The following is a 17130-nucleotide window of genomic DNA, read 5'->3' as shown; positions in this document are numbered from 1 at the left end:
AAACGGCATTGGGTGCCGTTTATCCTTAACTATTGAACAGATTTCGCGTGTCTGCCAGTCAGTGAGATGTAGCGGGGCCATCATTGCTCAGAAGTTGCTGAAAATGTTCAGAGGATACGGCGCGGGAGATCAGGAATCCCTGCACCTGATTGCAGTCGATTTTGCGCAACAGGGCCAGTTGCTCCGGTGTCTCTACGCCCTCGGCAACTACGGTCAGGCCGAGTTTGCGACCCAGTGCGATGATGCTCGCCAGTGCTTGGGCAATGCCTTCGTTGTCGTGGCTGCCCTGCACCAAGGCCTGGTCGATCTTCAATTCGGTAAACGGTGTGGAGACCAGGTTCAAGTACGAGCTGTAGCCCTTGCCGAAGTCATCCTGGGACAGGCCGAAGCCTTTGATGCGCAGGCGGCAAGCGCCAGCGTAGAAGTTACTGATGTACTGCGGCACCGAGCACTCCATCAACTCGAAGCAGATCATTCCCGGGATACCATCGTGGTGCAGCACGAACTCCAGCAAACGGTCTGCCAGGTCATGGCTGTTGAGCAAGTGGGTCGGCAGGTTGATCGACACCGGAATTTCATAGCCGCGCTGGCGCCAGTGTTCCTGGGCGTGGATCGCTTGCTTGAGCACCAGCCACAACAGCCGCTCCTCCAGTTCGAACGCCTTGATCGCCGGCAGGAACGCGGCGGGCAGCATCACGCCTCGCTCGGGGTGCATCCAGCGAACCAGGGCTTCGGCGGCGACAATACGGCCGTTGGCCAGGGATTTTTTCGGCTGGAACCAGGCCTGGAACTCGCCGCTGCTCATGGCCTGCACCAGCGTATGACGGTCGATGTCCATGTGCTCGGGCAATTCGGGGGAGGGCTTGCGCACTTTGTTTCTGAGCTGGTCGACCAGGGTGCGCAACGCATCGGCGTTCACGGGTTTGGAAATCAGGCCAATCACTTCCACATCGAGGTTTTTCGCCACCAGGCTGGCCGCCATCAGCATGCGCCGTGACGCCGCACTCATGATCGCCAGCGCCGGCTTGCAGCGCAGGCTGGCCAGGCACTGGATAAACTGCACGCCGTCCATGCCGGGCATCAGCAGGTCGGTCAGTACCAGGTCGAAGTCCCGCTGGCGCAGGCGCTCCAGCGCTTCTTTGCCATCCTCGGCGGTTTCGAGCAGGAAATCCCCCAACTCGCTGAGCAGGTTCTGCAGGTAGATATACTGCAGGGGATGGTCTTCGACAATCAAAATACTAAGGGGCTTCATGGGTGATCCGTGCATAAGGCGCCAGGGAGTTGAATAGAGCACGCAACGCAAAGGGTTTGACCAGGCAATGGTTCATGCCGGCGGCCAGGCACAGGTCGGCCTCGCCGCGCATGGCGTTGGCGGTGGCCCCGATAATTGGCAACGGACAGCCCTGGCGCCGCAGCTCACGCGCCAGTTCATAGCCGTTGATGTGGGGCATGTTCACGTCCGTCAACACCACGTCGAAGTTGCTGGCGGTGTACAGCTGCAATGCATCCTGACCATCGGCCGCCAGTTCGACGGTGCAGCCGAGTTCTTCGAGTTGGTCACGCAAAATCAGCTGGTTGATGATGTTGTCCTCGGCCACCAGCAGGTGCAGGTTGAGTTTGTGCAGGTCACGTTGTCGCGTCTGTTCTCCGGCGCGGGCCACCCATAGCCCCTGGGCCTGGCTCACCGCTTGATAAATTGCGCTGAGGTGGTTGAGGTTGACGTGCCAGGCATTGTCTTCCGCTTCTGGTACGCTGCTGGCATTGCTGCTGACATGGATCACGGGGCCCGGCCATTCGGGCACCAGTAACGGATCAACGCTCTCCAGATGCACTTGCAGCAACAGATGACTATCCGGCAACGTTGGCAGACCCGCCTGGGCTCTGGCGCCCCAACGGCGTAGCCAACCGCTGATGGAATGCGCCAATTCAGGGATGGGCGAGACCACGTAAATGGTTTCGGCCAACAGGGGTCTCTTCGGCGGGGGAGACGCTTCTTCCAGCGGCAGAATCAGGCTGAAACTGCTGCCCAGGCCCAGTTCGCTGACCATCCGAATATTGCCGTTCATCAACTCGGTCAGGCGCTGGCAGATTGGCAAGCCCAGGCCTGTGCCGGCGACCACGTTGGTGTTGCCTTCGCTTTGGTAAAACGGCTCGAAAATCCTTATCTGATCTTCCTGGGCAATGCCTTTGCCGGTGTCCGAGACCTGCCATAACAGGCTCGAGCGCTCGCCGTCACGGCCGAGCACTTTGACTCGCAGCACCACGCGCCCATGATCGGTGAACTTCACCGCGTTGTTGAGCAGGTTATTGAGAATTTGGCGGATGCGCGTCACATCGCCGATCAGCCGTTCAGGCAGCGTTGGGTCTAAGCAGGCATACAGTTGCAGGCCTTTAGCTTGGGCGGCTGCGGCATAGCCTTGGATGATTTCGTGAACCAGGTCCAGCGTCGAAAACTCGCTCAACTCCAGTGCCAACTGCCCAGCCTCAATCTTCGACACATCCAGCACATCGCAAATCAGTTGCAGTAAGGTCGCCGATGAACCCTCGATGGTGCGCAGGTAGTCCTTTTGTTGGGCGTCCAGTTGCGTGCGTGCGAGCAGTTCCAGGGTACCGAGCACGCCGTACAGCGGCGTACGGATTTCATGGCTCATGGTCGCCAGGAACAGGGTCTTGGCCGCGTTGGCGGCATCCGCCAACTGCCGGGCTTCCTCCAGCGCCGCCTCGACTTGCTTGCGCGCGCTGATATCGCTGAAGGCGCAGAACAGCACGTCCTCGCCCCTGTAGCGGGTCGGCGCGCTGCTCAGGTACAGGTGGCGACCGTCGACGGTCTCAAAGTAGTCGCTGCGTTCAGACAACTCGCCGGTGAAGGCCTGCTCGATCCAGCCGGCGCGCAATGCTTCGAGTTCGGGACCGTTGCCTAGCCATTGCTGGGCCAGGGTGTTTTCCAGCACCACCTGGCCGTCAGTGCGGCGCAGTACGCAGAGGGCGACGGGGGCGGTCTGGATCACATCGCGGCCGAACGCCTCGCTTTCGATCAACGCCTGAATGCGGTGGCTCGCCGGAATGATGAGGCGCTGGTCGACCCGGCGCATCACCAGCCAGATCAGGGTCAGGCTGAGCAGGCAGAACAGCAGCGAGCCGAGCAACTGTTTCCACAGGCCAGTGACCACGTCACGCAGGTCGATGGAGTACATCAGCTGCCAGTCTGAGGACTTCAGGTGCTTTCGGATTACCAGGTGGTCGGGCAGGAAACCGTTACCGACAAAGCCGAAAAAACTGTCCTCCGTGGGCTTGAGGTATTGTTGGCTCAGCTGTGTGTCATTGCTGTTGGTGAATATCAGCATGCCCTGGGAATTGAGCATCATGAACTCGCCGGCGCTCTGGTCGCTGAGGGATGAGGAGACCTTGCGGCTTTCCATCTCCAGGCCCAGCCATCCGGACTCGACATCGCGCTCATCCAGGCGAATGAAGAGGTAGAGCTGTGAGTGGTGATCGGTGTTGTCGCTCAGCCACAACGTGTTGAGCCTGCCAGGGGCGTTCTGTAGGGCCTTGAGACGTTCGAGCATAGGCTTGCTGATCGGCAGCACCTGCGCACTCGTATCATACAGTCGCGTCACCTGCGGGGTGGGGGTGGTGTTCACGTAGAGCAGGTTGAGCTGCTTGGCCTCGAGGTAGTCGCGCATACGGGGGGGCAGCCAGATGCTCCACTGGTTGCCCGGGATGTCACCCACTTGCAAGTGTTTTTCTTGCGCAGAGGGCGCGTAACCCCCTGACTGTTTGCGCACCGCCGATAGACTCAGGCTTTCGAGCAGGGCTTTGCGGTTGGTAAAAAACGTATGGGCTTCGGCGATGGCGCTGCTCATGTAGCCGCGCCGCTGGGAAATATCGTTGTTGAACGTCGACAACAGGAAGGTATAAACCCCACTCAGAATGCCGACGAGCAACACAGTCGCAAAAATACGAAGCAGCCTTCTGGCTGCTTCGGGTCGCGAAAGGACCGGGTTGATCTGGGGCAGGTAATTTTTTATTCGCATCGGAGGACTTTAAGCGCCGGCCTTTTTTCATTGCATAAGACGATCCTTAAAGACGCCTACTTGTAAGACATATCCACCACCACTGCGGCGTCGAATGCACCGGGGATCGGCGTGGTGCGCCACTTCAGGTCCGCGCGGAACCCATCGCTGGTCTGATCCTTCCCCATCAATGTCTGTAGCGTGAACCAGGCGTTGAAAGGCAGTGCTTGTTGGCTATCGGCACGAGATAACGAGATGCCCACCGAGCTGTTGTTGCTCGGCACCAACAAATTATTGATGACGGTGCCGCCGCCCGGTGTGGTGGCGAAGCGCGCATTGATGGTGTAGGGCGTGTCGCAATCTTTGCGTAGGTTCAAACGGAAGTTTGCGCTGCTGGCGACTTGACCAATCGATGCTTTTTGCGACGGCTTAGGGAAGTTGACCTCGCTGGGGCTGATGGTCAGCTCGGGGGAGCATGGCACGAAGCGGATACGATTCAGGCCGGTGAGCACGTAGTTGAGGTTGCTATTGGCGATGCCGTTGAGCCCCCGCTCGCCGTCCAGTTGGAATACGTGGTACGAGCTTAACGTACTGGCCTGGCCGTTTGGCGGGGTGGTGCCGAACTTCTCGATGAATACGCTAAATCTGAGGGTGAATTTTGAGTCGCCGCATATATCCGGGATATATGTAAATTTCATGCAAGCCACGGAAAACTCACCGGTAGCGGCCGCGCCGATGCTTTGGGTGATCTTTCGATCCTTATAGCGGATGCCTACGCGGATGCCCTGACCGACGTCGGCGCTGTCTGGATTGACGTAAAAATACACGTGTTCGTTCCCATACTTTTGGTCGTCCTTGCAGATGACTTCGATGCTACGTGTGTCGGATTCCCAGATGATAGTGCCGTCGGGTGCATCGGGTGCGACCGCCGTCACAATGCCTAGAGCTTCTTTGGTGATGATCGAGTCGGTACCGGCTTCACGGCAGGCCAGCGCGTGGCTGGTAGCGGGTAATAATACGCCGGCCCACAACAGTAGCGGCAGAAAACGTTTAGTCAGTGACATAGGTGAAACACTCCGTGATCGATCACTTGAGTACCGCGCTACGGGGGGACTGCAAGCCGATGTCGTTGATTTCGGTGAAGTGGAGGCTGGCGCCTTTCGGCAAGGGGCCTGGAGCACTCAAGGTTTTGCTCTCGTAGGGTTTGAGCAGAAGGTAATCGCTGAGCGCCTGGCTGTCGGTTTGCAGGTTTATCAGCGAAAGGTGGAATGCGCTGGGATTGCTGACCGTGAGAGTGCGCCCGTCGTCGCTGCGCCAGACTAACTGTTGTACTGCCTCGGCCGAGCCGCCCTGGAGCGTAGGCGGTCGATAAAACAGCTTGAGCCGTTGGCGTATCGCAAACTGCATGCTGTTAGGGTCTTCCGACTTGAGCGGGACTTCCATGATGTTGAGCCAGAACAGTGATTCGCGATCCGTGGGCAAGCCTTCACCGGCATACAGAATGCGCAGTTGGTGATGCTCTCCGGCAGCCAGTTGCACCAGTGGTTCGGTGACGGCGAAGGGCACATTGGCGCTTGCCGCTTCGTCTTCGCCGGTGATCCAGGTTTGCACCAGCACTTTGCGTTGTGCCTGGTTGACTACACCAATACTGGCCGCCTTGTCATGACCGAAGTAAATCAGGCGTGTGCCTTCGATTTTTAGTGCGGCGTGGGCGGGCGGTGTAAGGGCCAGCAGCATACTGACGATCAGCAGCATTCTGAGGGATGACATCAGCACAACTGAAATTCCATGGGAGTGTTTGGTGGTGCATGCCAGGGTAGAGGGAGTTTGCTGCAAGGGCTTTCAGGCGATTCTTAAAAGTATGTGCCTGCCCACCGATGACCCTTTCAGAATCGCCTTAAAGTCTTGCCCGGGGCTAACAGTTAACGTGTTCACCGTTGAATGATCGACGTTGCTGCTTAACTGTCAGGTTTACCCTATGCCCAATAAAGCGTTACGCCTTCTAATTGCCGATGTAGACCTTCTGCAACGGCTCAAGATCGAGAAAATGCTCAACCAGTTGGGTTATCACCGCATCGCCCCGTTGAGCTCGTTCGACGAACTGCAGGCGTTGACCTGCTCGGGAGGTGTGGCGTTCGACCTGCTGATCATCAACACAGCACTGGTGCACTCACGGCAGGTCAACCTGTTGAAGTACTGCCATGACAACCCGCTGATTCGCCACACACTGATTTATGACGGGCAATGCGCGCAGAGCTCGGTGGTGTCGGTGAACCAGACCTTGCACCTGTCGCTGTCGCAATCGCCGGACTTCAACTCGCTGCGCTGCTGCATGGAAATCGTCGATCCGGCCCACAGTTCCCCGACCGCTGAGCGGCCGATGCTGCGCGCCGTGGACGGCCGAACGCCGCAGCCTTCTATGACCCAGCGTGCGGTCTACCAGGGCGATCCGACGGTGGTGGCATGCGCTGTTGGGTTGTTTCCCAAGCGCTGATCGTATCGCGCAGCATCAGTCACGCCAGACGGGCTGATCAGCAAGGCCCAGTGCCCAATAAGGTTGCCGTGGCCGCAGGCACACACCGCCGACCCAACGCTCATGGCTGGCGTGGTCCAGCCAGCAGGCATTGCCATCCAGCACCTGCTGCGCCAGTGGCGTCAGCGCCAATACGCGGCGCGGCCACTCCACGTCCGTTTCGGACTCGATCAGCAGCGGCGCCGCCCCATCAATCAATGGGCGCAGCAGCGCATGGAACATCATGTCGCCCAGGAAAGGCAGTGGCTCGCGCTTGGCCATCAACTCGGCAAACACCCGGCCGAAAGGCACAGGCCCGGCCTCGGCGATATACCTCAGGGACAAACGTTCAGTCAGCGACAAACCGTCCTCGATACCCGGCAACTCCTGTAACTGGCGTCGTAACGCCGGTGCCAGAAAAGGCAGGGCAGGGTAATTGCCATGGGCCAGTTCCGCGAGCTTGAGCGGTGAGCTGTCGCAGTAAGCCGACCAGGCCCGTTTGGCCAACTGCACTGCGTCGTCGTCGATCAAGCGCCGCTGCGGCCAGAGCCAGGCCAGCACATCGGGGGCCAATTGGCCTATGCCGATAAATCGCTCGACTCCGGGAATTCGGTCTGCCTCAATCAGCTCCAGCTTGCGCGGCGCCTGCTCAAGGCCAGCCAGGGCGCGGACCAGGAACAATTGATCGTAGGCGTCCGCCTCGCACCACAGCACACTGGGATCGGCGTTGTTCAAGGCTTGTAGTTGGTTGTATTCATCGTTGATGCGATGCGCAACTTCAGTGGAGTCAATGGCAAAGGCCTGGCTGATAAAGGTACTGCGCATCGCTCGGAACGCTTCGCTGGGCAGTTCACGCACTGGCCCCATGCACAGCGGGTCAGTGAGCATCCGGAACTGGCCCTTGAACCCGGCCAGTTGCAGGCTGTGGGCAATATCGTTGCCACAGCGCCAGTGGGTGGTGCGGGATTCATCGCTGGCCTCGAAACCAGGGTGGCGGGCGGCAAAGTCGAGGGCGTCGACGTGGGCCTTGAGCTTGGGCCAACTGGCGAAGCCCAGCTGTTTGGCAAGCTGCCACTGAGCCTGGGACAAGGTTGCGCTGGGGTCTTGGCTTTTCAGACGCGACAACAGTTCCTTGGCGCGCTTGCGCTGCTGCTCAAGGTTAAGGCGGCCGTCGGTATTTGAGGCGAAAGGGCGTTGCGACATACGAGCTCCTTGTTCGAACCTTTTCCGCTTCAAGGTTGGGAGTCGTAGAAATGAGGTAGAGCTGTGATGTCCTGGGCGCAGCCCTTTCCGCGGAAGGTGGCGTAGAGAGCGCCAGGCGGAAAATATAGGCAGCATTGCTATTCGGTGCAACCCGAAAATGTGGGCGCGGGCTTAACGTTCTTTATAGGCGCGAGCAAGCTCGCTCCCACATTAAGGGCTGAGTTTACTTGTCCTTGCGCGCATCCATGGTCTTTTGGTGCTCGGCCAGGAACGGCTGTTCCGCAGGATCAAAACGATCAATCCCGGCCGTAAAGCGATGCCAATAGGGATACAACGGCTGACGCCGGGTGACCGCCTCGATGCGTGACGATTGTTCCTCGGTCAGCTTCAGTTCAGTCGCGGCAAGGTTATCGCGCAGGTGCTCTTCGGTACGCGCACCGACGATCAGCGAAGTGATTCCCGGCCGATCCTTTAGCCAGGCCAGGCAGGTACGGGCGACCGAGACGCCATGCTCATCACCGACGGCGGCAAGGGTTTCGATAATGTCCAGGGCACGCTCCTGGTCATGCACATAGGGTTCCGGCCAGCCGCTGCCCTGGCGGGTATTGGGTGGCGGCTTGTGCCCGCGTCGGGTCGTGCCGGTCAGCAGGCCTTCTCCCATCGGGCCCCATACCAAAGTACCGACGTGCTGGTCCAAGGCCAACGGCAGCAATTCGTACTCGGCTTCACGGGATTCCGGGGTGTAGTAGATCTGCTGGGTGATGGGCTTGAGCATGCCGTGCAGCTCAGCCTTGCCCAGGGTTTTCATCATCTGCCAGGCGGTGAAGTTGCTGGTGCCGAAGTAACGGATCTTTCCCGAGCCGACTAACAGACGCAGGGCTTCGAGGGTCTCTTCGATGGGCGTCATGCCGTCCCAGTTATGCAGTTGGTACAGGTCGATATGGTCGGTGCCCAAACGCTTCAAGCTGGCTTCGCAGGCGCGGATCAGGTGATAGCGCGATGAGCCGGAATTGTTCGGGTTCTGGTCCACCGGGCTGCGGCCCTTGGTCGCCAGCAGAATATCGTTGCGCTTGTCGCCCAAGGCTTTGCCGACGACCTCTTCGGCCAAGCCGTGGGAGTAAAGATCGGCGGTGTCGACCATATTCACCCCGGCATCGAATGCGATATCGAACATACGCTTGGCCAAGGGCACGTCCACTGCGCCGCATTTTTCGAACTCCGCACGACCGCCAAAGGGCACGGTGCCCAGGATGATTTCCGATACCAGCAGGCCGGAATGACCCAGTTGTCGGTATTGCATGTCGCCTCCTACTTAACGTTGCACGTGAAGGTGTGAACGATGGGAAGGGCGATAGTTTGAATTTTTTAATGAAAACTCGTCTGAGGGGGGCGCCGCACCATTGCGGCCACGGGATTTGGCAGGGCGCACTGCTATTGAAGATGGCGAGTCCCGTACGAAAAGTCTTTTTTGTACGTAATAAATTGCTAGTTATTACGTGGTTTATCTGCTGTTGTCGGGGCGTTCCTACATACATTTCCCTTAATGGATAGGTGGCCAAATGTTTTCTATTACCTATCCGTTCGGCTAGCTATTATTTGTCGAAATGATTTGCTAGCGTTTGAATTCATTGACGAGTCGCTGAGGCATGGAAATGGAGCTGAAAGATATTGGTAATACGCCGCTACTCGAATTGGCAACACTTTCTGTGAATGGAAATAGGGTTTTCTCTAAGTGTGAGTACTTGAATCCATCGGGAAGTCATAAGGATCGCACCTATTTAAATATTATCAATAAATTGGAGAAGGCAGGCGTCCTTAAACCTGGTATGACGCTAATTGACTGTTCTACTGGGAACGGAGGGGCTGCACTCGCTTGGATCGGCAGGTTGAAGGGATACGGCGTAAAGATATTCATGCCTGAAGGTATGACCGAGGAGCGGAAAACACAAATACGTACCTATGGGGCGGATATAGTAGAGACTCCAAAAGAGTCTTTTTTGACGGGAGCAGTTCTCCAAGCAAAAGCGTATCTATCCGAGAACTCATCGGAAGAGTTTTAGTATCTGGATCAGTCTAATAGCCTGTTGAATAAAGACAGTTGGCGGTGCTGTGGGAAAGAAATCGTGAAACAGTTGAGTGCACAAAATATCGTGCCGGATTTCTTCGTGTGCTCAATCGGTACGGGCGGCACTTTTTCTGGAATCGCTGAGGTATTGAAGCAAACGTACAGCGGGATTAAAACAATAGCGCTGGAGGTTAGCAACTCTGCGCCTCTGTTTGCGCAAAAAAATAATTTGGCGTTCAATCATCGCTCGCACAATTTGATGGGTTTGGGCGCAGGAGTTTTATCAGCGAATACAGACTCCGGTCTAGTTGATGAAATACGAGTGATTGATGATGTCGACGCTTGGGCTCGGATGAAGCACTTCATCGCGTCAGAAAAAATACCCATTGGACCAACCTGCGGAGCCAATCTACTGATGTGTGACGAGATCGTTCAAGCGCATAAACGCAAGAACATAGTCACGTTATTTTTTGATAGCTCTTGGAAGTATGCGAGTCGCTGGGATGGGTTTTATCCTGAGTACAGTGAGGTGCGCCATGTTGCTGGAAGAAATTTATAAAAAAGCTAAAGTTGTGAGATCTGGAAAATCTCTGACTACGGTCAATGAGTTTACGGATCAGATACCTGCTTTGCGGCCGGAAGTTTTAATTGAGGTCGCGCATAAAATCATCAAAGTCATGGAGCGTGACGTTTCGAAAATTGTCACCGAGGAAGATAAGGGGGCCGCGTTGGCAACCACGGTCTCATTGTTGACGGGTATACCTTTAGCCATGGCCAGGTGGTATTCCTACAGTCTTGGTGGTTTCAATGAGCAAGTGGTCGATATTGACTCCGAATACTACAAGGGACAGTTGTATCTCAACGGCGTCGAAGTTGGCGATCGAGTCATCATCATTGACGATACGCTAAGTTCCGGCGGTGCGGTAATTGCGCTGGTAGACGCTGTGAAAGGGGCGGGTGGTGAAGTGGCAGATGTTGTCTGCGCTGTAGAGAAGGTTGGGAATTTTGGGGTTGAGAATGTAGTAGGTGCGACTGGGATTACCGTTAAAACTATTTTGAAAGTGTTGGTGAGCGAAGATCGAGTAACGGTTGAATGAAAATGCGCGCGCGGGTGGCTAAATGTTGATGCAACGAACCGGGTTAATTATCGGCTTGGTGTTTTGCTTGATCAGTGCGGCATTCGATGTTTATGTTGCGTTGGTCACGCAGTCGATCAGCACGTTGAACGTTATTTTTTATTGTTTTACAACGTCAGCCTGTGTCTTTGGTGTTTGGGCGGTTTATCGAAATCCCAATTCATTGTGGTCAAAGCTCAGAACCCAATGGCGATTGATCGTTATCATCAATCTTGCGGTTCTGTGCAATTGGGGCGGGTTGTTTTACGCACTCCGGTATCTGGAGCCAGCAGTAGTGGGAGTCGCCTCCGTAGCCTGCGGCCCTGCACTCACGTTGATTGTCTCCCTGCTGACCAATCGTAGCGTGAAGGTGGCCGTAGTCGATGCGGTGGTTTCATGGCTGGTGCTCATCTCGGTAGCGATCATGTTGTTCAATTCCCTTGCGGGGGACAGCGGTGTAGTCACCACCACCGCTGTGCAGCGGGTGCTCGGTATCGTTAGCGTATTGACGTGCGCGTTGGGCACGGTCATGTACACGGTTTTTTCTAAAGAGATGTTCGCTCGTCAATGGTCGGTCTACGAGATTTTGGGTGTCAGAAACATCGCGATGGTGGGTGTCTGTGCCGTTGCGATTCCTGCTACAGGAGGCAGCTTTTTACTCGATAGTGGATGGGTTCTGCCTATGGCTATCTTGGTGATAGCCGGACATTTGCTGCCGATTTACCTGATTCAGAAAACCATCTATTACCTCACGCCTATTCACGTTTCCCTGGTATTGCTGACGCTTCCTGTGTTCGTTTTTTTGTTCCAGTACCTGGATTCGAGAGTTGAGTTTTCTGTAGCCAGCCTCTCAGCCGTAACAGTCATCATCTTTTTGCTGTCGTTCAGGTCGTTGCATGCGCTGAAACGGGAGATCGTATGAAAATTGTGATAGTCGATGGGTTCTCATCGGGTAAATTTTTAGCGAAGCAATTGAACGACGATGGCTGCGTGCTGGTGCATGTGGCTTCATCAGCAACACTGGACGGCTATTATTATCAAGGTTTTGATTGCACGCTTTATGAGCAGATGATCGTCAATAGCGATTTTGGAATGACCTTGGCTGAAGTCCAACGCTTCATGCCACAGTTCATCCTCGCGGGTGCAGAAACGGGTGTGCTTCTGGCTGACGAGCTGAATGAGCAACTGCAGCTGCCTTATCGCAATGATTTCGACAAAACTAACGCACGTCGAAACAAGTACGAAATGATCCATTGCATTACCCAAGCGCAGTTGCCGGCCGCAAGGCAGTTCATTACTGATAGTTGGCGTCCTGCACAAGAGTGGATCGATGAACACGGACGTTTTCCTGTGGTCATCAAACCCCTCGAGAGCGCAGGCGCCGATGGGGTGTCTATTTGCGAGGATATGTGCGCGTGCAAAGCTGCTATGGAGCGCCTGTTAGGAACGACCAACAAGCTGAATATACCTAACACGCGGGTCCTGATTCAGGAATACCTGGCGGGACTGGAGTATGTGGTGAACATGGTATCGCTCGACGGGCAACAACTCGTCACTGAAGTCGTCCGTTATCGAAAGCAGCGAACGCCGACCGGCGGCGTACTCTATGACATTGACGAACTGATTGGGCCCGATTCGATGGTTTATCCGATTCTGGTCCAATACACACGAGCAGTGGTGCAGTGCCTGGGGATCCGAAATGGGCCTAGCCATGCGGAGATTATGTTTACTGAAGACGGTCCGAAACTGGTGGAAATTGCTGCCCGCACTGACGGCATTCTTCGGCCTGGGGTTTCAAAGGTAACTACTGGTCTTGGTCAGATCGATGCTGTGGTTTTATCCCTCATGCAGCCTGAGTTATTTGAACAACAACTGGCGAGGAAGATCAATTATCAGCGTCTGCAACATACCTACAATGTTTGCTTGATAAACCGCTCAGAGGGGCGTTTTGAAAAAGATGGGTTCTTGAGGGAGTTACTCAAGCTTGAGTCGTTTTTCGAAGCAGTGTTTTACGTTGAGGACGGCCAGCAGATCGGCGTGACGCAGGATGTTTTCAGTCAGCCGGGCACGGTGTATCTGGTACATGAAGACCCCGCCGTGCTCGAGGCAGATTACCACCAGATTCGCATACTTGAATGGCGGGGGGCTTATCTGGCGGAGAGGTAGCCGTTCGCCATGGATCACCTCATTGTTTCATTCTGTGAAATGCTGGATTGCACAATCTGGTGATTCCATCGCAGGGTTGCCCATAAGAAGATCGCTTCCCTCGACGCGAATACTCGGTCGACAACGATCTGGAGTCTTTCATGCCTGCTATCAAACTGTATGGTTTTCCCTTGTCTGGCCACTCCCACAGAGTCGAGCTGATGTTGTCCCTGTTGGATCTGCCGACTGAATTCATCCTCGTGGACCTCAAACAAGGCGCTCACAAAGCACCTGCGTTCATCGCCAACTTCAACAGCTTCGGACAGGTGCCGGTGATCGACGACGCCGGCACTGTGCTGGCCGACTCCAATGCGATTCTGGTCTACCTTGCCAGTACCTATGGCAAAGGGCAGTGGTTGCCAAGCGACCCCATCGGGCAAGCGCGGGTCCAACGCTGGCTCTCGGCCGCCGCTGGTCAACTCCATGCTGGGCCCGCCACGGCGCGCTTGGCCACAGTGTTTGGCGCCGAGGTGGACACTGTCAGCGCAATCAACCGAGCCTATGCCCTGCTGAACGTGATGGAGCAGCAGCTGGGCGAGAGCCGTTTTTTGGCCAGCGATCAGCCAAGCATTGCCGATATTGCGTTCTATACCTACGTGGCCCATGCGCCGGAAGGCAACGTGTCGCTGGCCGACTACCCTGAGGTGCGTGCCTGGCTTGCCAGCATCGAAGCCTTGCCAGGGTTTGTCGCTATGCCGCGCACGGCGGTGGGGCTGCAATCACAGTAACGATCAAGGGATGCCGATGGACCGATTTCATGAGATGCAGGTATTCCTGGCGGTGGCCGAGGAGGAGGGTTTTGCGGCTGCTGCACGCCGCCTGAAGACCTCGCCACCCAGCGTGACCCGCGCCATTGCCGCTATGGAACAGCGCATCGGTACGCAACTGCTGGCGCGTACCACCCGCAGCCTGCACCTGACCGAAGCCGGCCAGCGTTACCTGGAAGATTGCCGGCGCATCCTTGCCGAGCTGGAGGAGGCTGAGGAAGCGGCCGCAGGCAGTTACTCCATCCCTGGCGGCCAGTTGACGGTGACCGCACCGGTGCTGTTTGGCGAGTTGTATGTGGCGCCTGTGCTGGGGGAGTACCTGGACCAGTTCCCCCTGGTGAACATCAGTGCCTTGCTGGTCGACCGGGTGGTCAATATGGCCGATGAAGGCGTCGATGTAGCGGTGCGTATCGGCCATCTGCACGAACCCGGGCAGCAGGCGGTCAAGGTCGGTGAAGTGCGCCGGGTGGTGTGCGCATCGCCGGCTTATCTGGACCAACATGGGCGCCCGCAGCGGCCTGAGCAATTGCGAGAAGCCAGGATCGTCACCTCATCGTCCAGCCAACTGGTCAGTGAATGGACGTTCGTCGACTCCGGCCAGCCGCTGAAGATAGCCATTGAGCCGCGTCTGAGCGTTACGGCGAACAATGCCGCAATCACCCTGGCGCGCCTGGGCTGGGGCCTGACCCGGGTGCTGTCCTATCAGGTGGCGGCAGCGGTGGCGGCGGGTGAGCTGGAGCTGGTGCTGGAGGCTTTCGAACCGGCGCCGCTGCCGATCCACGTGGTGTTCCAGCAAAACGGCCGCATACCGGCCAAGGTCAATACCTTTGTGGATTTCTTAAGCCATCACCTCGGGCAGGACCCGGCCCTGAACCCGGCGACGAAGCGGCGCACCTGATGGAGCGCTTTCGCGATATGCAGCTGTTTGCGGCGCTGGCCGGGCAACCCAGCCTGGCCTCGGCGGCACGCCGTGCCCAGGTCTCCGGCCCGACCCTGGTACGTGCGGTTGCGCGCCTGGAGGCACGCCTGCGGGTGGTGTTGCTGCAGCGCAGCACACGCGGGGTCAACCTCACCGATGCAGGCCAGGCTTATCTTGCCGACTGTGTACGCCTGCTGGCAGCGGTGGATGCGGCCGAAGCCTCGGCCAACGGCGCCCATGTGCACGCCCAGGGCAACCTGCGGATATGCCTGCCGTTGTTGTTCAGTCGCTATGTCATGGCGCCATTGCTGGCCGGCTACATGGATCGCTACCCGGCGGTGCGTGTCATCGCCCATTACCACGACTATTACCCCAACCTGCACGAAGAGGGCTTTGACGTGGCAGTGTGGGTGGGTGAGCTGCCCAACTCGTCGCTGATTGCACGGCAGGTCGGCCAGGTGCGCACCCTGCTGTGCGCCAGCCCCACGTATTTGGCGGCCAAAGGCGAGCCCCGGCATCCGGCCGACCTCAAGCAACATCATCTGATTGCCAGCGCTGAAGCGGTGCACTGGGGATTCCCCTACTACACCCTCAAGGCCCGCGCACGCCTCAGTTGCGCCACGGTGCAAGGCGCGATCAATGCGGCGGTACAGGGCGCGGGGGTGATTCGTTGCCTCAGTTATCCGGTTCATGATCACCTCATAAATGGCCAACTGCGTCGTGTCTTGCCGGCCTTTGAACTGCCGCCTCTGCCGGTGCATGTGATCTACCGCGAAGGCCGCCATGCGCCGATGCGCGTGCGCAGTTTTGTCGACTACTGCGTCACCGCGTTGCGCGAACATCCGGCATTTCAGCTGGCGTAATAGTGGATTGCCTGGGATGGGCATTCTCTGCAGGGTTGGGTAGGCGCAGCATTCGGTTATCCAACCAGAGGTGATCGCCATGAACTCGATCGAACAATCCCCTTGGCATGTCGGCGAACGGCAATTGCAGGAAAGTGCAGGCGTCGCCGAACGCATGGCCATGATCGGGCCGAAGGTCATTCGTGATTATTTGCCCGAGCAGCATCGTGATTTTTATCCGTTGTTGCCTTACCTCATTCTGGGTGTGGTGGACGAACAGGGTATCCCCTGGGCGACCATGCTGGAGGGCGCGCCAGGGTTTGCCCATTCACCGGATCCACAGGCGCTGCAAATCGACAGCCTGCCCGCCAGAAGCGACCCGGCCTCGGCTGGCATCACTCGTGGCGCGTCCGTTGGCCTGCTGGGCATCGACCTCGGCACCCGGCGTCGCAACCGCATGAACGGTCGGATCGGAGCGCTGGATCATGACGGCTTTGCGGTGAACGTGGTGCACACCTTCGGCAACTGCCCCAAGTACATCCAACTGCGGCCTGTCGCTGGGATTGCGCGCAAACCTGGCGATACAGCGGAGCGCAGCACCAGCCTGGACGCCGCCGCCCAAACGCTGATCCGCAACGCCGACACCTTCTTCGTCGCCAGCTACGTGGACCAGCACGGCGAACGCTCGGTGGACGTTTCCCATCGCGGCGGCAACACGGGGTTTGTGCGGGTGGAAGGCAACGTGCTGACCATCCCTGATTTTGTCGGCAACCTGTTCTTCAACACCCTCGGTAACCTGCAAGCCAACCCGGTGGCGGGGTTGTTGTTTGTCGATTTTGAAACCGGCGACGTGCTGCAAGTGGCGGGGCGCACATCGTTGATTCTCAGCGGGCCGCCAGTGGCCGAGTTCGAGGGCGCGCAGCGCTTGTGGACGGTGACGGTGGAGCACGTGGTCCGCCGCCCGGCAGCATTGGCATTGCGGTGGTAGTTCGCGGAGTTTTCACCGCACAGCCTAGCAATGGGCACCTGGTAGCCTGGCACGCTCTCCCTGGCACAACTACCTCACTGATGCAGTGAGATCAAAATGTGGGAGGGTGCTTGCTCCCGATGAGGTGGTGTCAGTAGACACAGCTGTGACTGACCCACCGCCATCGGGAGCAAGCCCCCTCCCACAGAGAACATCATTGCCTGTTGGGTTTGCGTTTGTTCATCAGGCCACCGGGCATTCCCGGTTCAGCGCTTCATCGACCAGCAACTGCGCAATCTCAATCATCTGCACCACCGCCAGCACATGCTTGCGGCTCTGGCCGTCAAGCTGTTCGGCACAGTCATAGGCACAGACAGTCGCTGACTCCAGCATTTCGCTGGCATTGCTCAGGGCGGCTTCAGTGCTGAGTCCGGGGCGGACGGTGAAAATGACATCGGGAGGTAGTTGTGGGTTGTCATCCGAGGGGGATGGCGGGGGATTGGGTGTGACTTTCTTCATACG

The 17130-nt window shown here is 57.3% G+C and carries 15 protein-coding genes and 1 pseudogene; 9 read left to right on the top strand and 7 right to left on the bottom strand.

The annotated features are described in order from the left end of the window. Positions 1–58: 58 nt before the first annotated feature. The 4 genes from E4P00_RS23970 to E4P00_RS23955 are packed head-to-tail and all read right to left on the bottom strand — an operon-like array spanning position 59 to position 5783. Positions 59–1252: an EAL domain-containing protein gene (locus E4P00_RS23970; protein WP_078821816.1), complete on the bottom strand. Its 1194-nt coding sequence runs from the start codon at positions 1250–1252 to the stop codon at positions 59–61. Further along, a complete protein-coding gene (locus E4P00_RS23965) occupies positions 1239–4034 on the bottom strand; it encodes an ATP-binding protein (protein WP_248133186.1) in 2796 nt (931 codons plus the stop codon). Before E4P00_RS23965 ends, E4P00_RS23970 begins: the two co-directional genes overlap by 14 nt. Positions 4035–4090: 56 nt before the next feature. Then, the gene (locus E4P00_RS23960; RefSeq protein WP_248133185.1) at positions 4091–5077 is read right to left on the bottom strand and encodes a fimbrial protein; all 987 of its coding nucleotides are present in this window, start codon (positions 5075–5077) and stop codon (positions 4091–4093) included. Positions 5078–5099: 22 nt separating this feature from the next. Then, positions 5100–5783, bottom strand: a complete 684-nt coding sequence (locus E4P00_RS23955; RefSeq protein WP_248130201.1) for a molecular chaperone — start codon at positions 5781–5783, stop codon at positions 5100–5102. Between the two features lie 208 nt (positions 5784–5991). On the opposite strand from E4P00_RS23955, the gene E4P00_RS23950 reads away from it, so the two are divergent. Next, positions 5992–6507, top strand: coding sequence for a chemotaxis protein CheY (locus E4P00_RS23950; RefSeq protein WP_248133184.1), 516 nt, complete (start codon positions 5992–5994; stop codon positions 6505–6507). Positions 6508–6522: 15 nt separating this feature from the next. On the opposite strand, the gene E4P00_RS23945 is transcribed toward E4P00_RS23950, so the two are convergent. Both E4P00_RS23945 and E4P00_RS23940 read right to left on the bottom strand, forming a co-directional pair. Beyond that, positions 6523–7728: a DUF1835 domain-containing protein gene (locus E4P00_RS23945; RefSeq protein ID WP_248133183.1), complete on the bottom strand. Its 1206-nt coding sequence runs from the start codon at positions 7726–7728 to the stop codon at positions 6523–6525. Positions 7729–7951: 223 nt separating this feature from the next. Continuing rightward, positions 7952–9028, bottom strand: a complete 1077-nt coding sequence (locus tag E4P00_RS23940; protein ID WP_248133182.1) for an aldo/keto reductase — start codon at positions 9026–9028, stop codon at positions 7952–7954. Positions 9029–9374: 346 nt separating this feature from the next. Between E4P00_RS23940 and E4P00_RS23935 the strand changes: the two are divergent. The 8 genes and pseudogenes from E4P00_RS23935 to E4P00_RS23900 all read left to right on the top strand — a co-directional run bounded on the left by E4P00_RS23935 (position 9375) and on the right by E4P00_RS23900 (position 16629). Beyond that, positions 9375–10352: pseudogene (locus E4P00_RS23935) on the top strand (cysteine synthase family protein). Beyond that, positions 10330–10890: a phosphoribosyltransferase family protein gene (locus tag E4P00_RS23930; RefSeq protein WP_005789578.1), complete on the top strand. Its 561-nt coding sequence runs from the start codon at positions 10330–10332 to the stop codon at positions 10888–10890. Before E4P00_RS23935 ends, E4P00_RS23930 begins: the two are co-directional and overlap by 23 nt. A 22-nt stretch (positions 10891–10912) precedes the next feature. Then, complete coding sequence (locus E4P00_RS23925; RefSeq protein ID WP_248090266.1) at positions 10913–11830, top strand: DMT family transporter; 918 nt, start codon at positions 10913–10915, stop codon at positions 11828–11830. Beyond that, complete coding sequence (locus E4P00_RS23920) at positions 11827–13074, top strand: ATP-grasp domain-containing protein (RefSeq protein ID WP_032880344.1); 1248 nt, start codon at positions 11827–11829, stop codon at positions 13072–13074. The genes E4P00_RS23925 and E4P00_RS23920 overlap by 4 nt, the downstream gene beginning before the upstream one ends. Positions 13075–13214: 140 nt before the next feature. After that, entirely contained in the window at positions 13215–13841 is a 627-nt protein-coding gene (locus E4P00_RS23915) for a glutathione S-transferase (protein ID WP_216091793.1), read from the top strand. A gap of 16 nt (positions 13842–13857) precedes the next feature. Continuing rightward, the gene (locus tag E4P00_RS23910) at positions 13858–14778 is read left to right on the top strand and encodes a LysR family transcriptional regulator (RefSeq protein WP_216091792.1); all 921 of its coding nucleotides are present in this window, start codon (positions 13858–13860) and stop codon (positions 14776–14778) included. Further along, positions 14778–15662, top strand: a complete 885-nt coding sequence (locus tag E4P00_RS23905) for a LysR family transcriptional regulator (protein WP_248133181.1) — start codon at positions 14778–14780, stop codon at positions 15660–15662. Before E4P00_RS23910 ends, E4P00_RS23905 begins: the two co-directional genes overlap by 1 nt. 79 nt (positions 15663–15741) lie before the next feature. Continuing rightward, entirely contained in the window at positions 15742–16629 is an 888-nt protein-coding gene (locus E4P00_RS23900) for a pyridoxamine 5'-phosphate oxidase family protein (protein ID WP_248133180.1), read from the top strand. Positions 16630–16851: 222 nt separating this feature from the next. Here E4P00_RS23900 and E4P00_RS23895 read toward each other — a convergent pair whose 3' ends face one another. Then, complete coding sequence (locus E4P00_RS23895; protein WP_078821802.1) at positions 16852–17127, bottom strand: DUF6124 family protein; 276 nt, start codon at positions 17125–17127, stop codon at positions 16852–16854. Between the last annotated feature and the right edge of the window lie 3 nt (positions 17128–17130).

The organism is Pseudomonas sp. B329, from assembly GCF_023127835.1.
Classification (GTDB): Bacteria; Pseudomonadota; Gammaproteobacteria; order Pseudomonadales; family Pseudomonadaceae; genus Aquipseudomonas; species Aquipseudomonas synxantha_A.
This window is presented reverse-complemented; position numbering and strand designations above follow the sequence as displayed.

Coding starts and splice junctions, on each gene's coding strand:
- E4P00_RS23970 (WP_078821816.1), bottom strand. CDS start 1,252: ATGAAGCCCCTTAGTATTTTGATTGTCGAAGACCATCCCCTGCAGTAT.
- E4P00_RS23965 (WP_248133186.1), bottom strand. CDS start 4,034: ATGCGAATAAAAAATTACCTGCCCCAGATCAACCCGGTCCTTTCGCGA.
- E4P00_RS23960 (WP_248133185.1), bottom strand. CDS start 5,077: ATGTCACTGACTAAACGTTTTCTGCCGCTACTGTTGTGGGCCGGCGTA.
- E4P00_RS23955 (WP_248130201.1), bottom strand. CDS start 5,783: ATGTCATCCCTCAGAATGCTGCTGATCGTCAGTATGCTGCTGGCCCTT.
- E4P00_RS23950 (WP_248133184.1), top strand. CDS start 5,992: ATGCCCAATAAAGCGTTACGCCTTCTAATTGCCGATGTAGACCTTCTG.
- E4P00_RS23945 (WP_248133183.1), bottom strand. CDS start 7,728: ATGTCGCAACGCCCTTTCGCCTCAAATACCGACGGCCGCCTTAACCTT.
- E4P00_RS23940 (WP_248133182.1), bottom strand. CDS start 9,028: ATGCAATACCGACAACTGGGTCATTCCGGCCTGCTGGTATCGGAAATC.
- E4P00_RS23930 (WP_005789578.1), top strand. CDS start 10,330: ATGTTGCTGGAAGAAATTTATAAAAAAGCTAAAGTTGTGAGATCTGGA.
- E4P00_RS23925 (WP_248090266.1), top strand. CDS start 10,913: ATGTTGATGCAACGAACCGGGTTAATTATCGGCTTGGTGTTTTGCTTG.
- E4P00_RS23920 (WP_032880344.1), top strand. CDS start 11,827: ATGAAAATTGTGATAGTCGATGGGTTCTCATCGGGTAAATTTTTAGCG.
- E4P00_RS23915 (WP_216091793.1), top strand. CDS start 13,215: ATGCCTGCTATCAAACTGTATGGTTTTCCCTTGTCTGGCCACTCCCAC.
- E4P00_RS23910 (WP_216091792.1), top strand. CDS start 13,858: ATGGACCGATTTCATGAGATGCAGGTATTCCTGGCGGTGGCCGAGGAG.
- E4P00_RS23905 (WP_248133181.1), top strand. CDS start 14,778: ATGGAGCGCTTTCGCGATATGCAGCTGTTTGCGGCGCTGGCCGGGCAA.
- E4P00_RS23900 (WP_248133180.1), top strand. CDS start 15,742: ATGAACTCGATCGAACAATCCCCTTGGCATGTCGGCGAACGGCAATTG.
- E4P00_RS23895 (WP_078821802.1), bottom strand. CDS start 17,127: ATGAAGAAAGTCACACCCAATCCCCCGCCATCCCCCTCGGATGACAAC.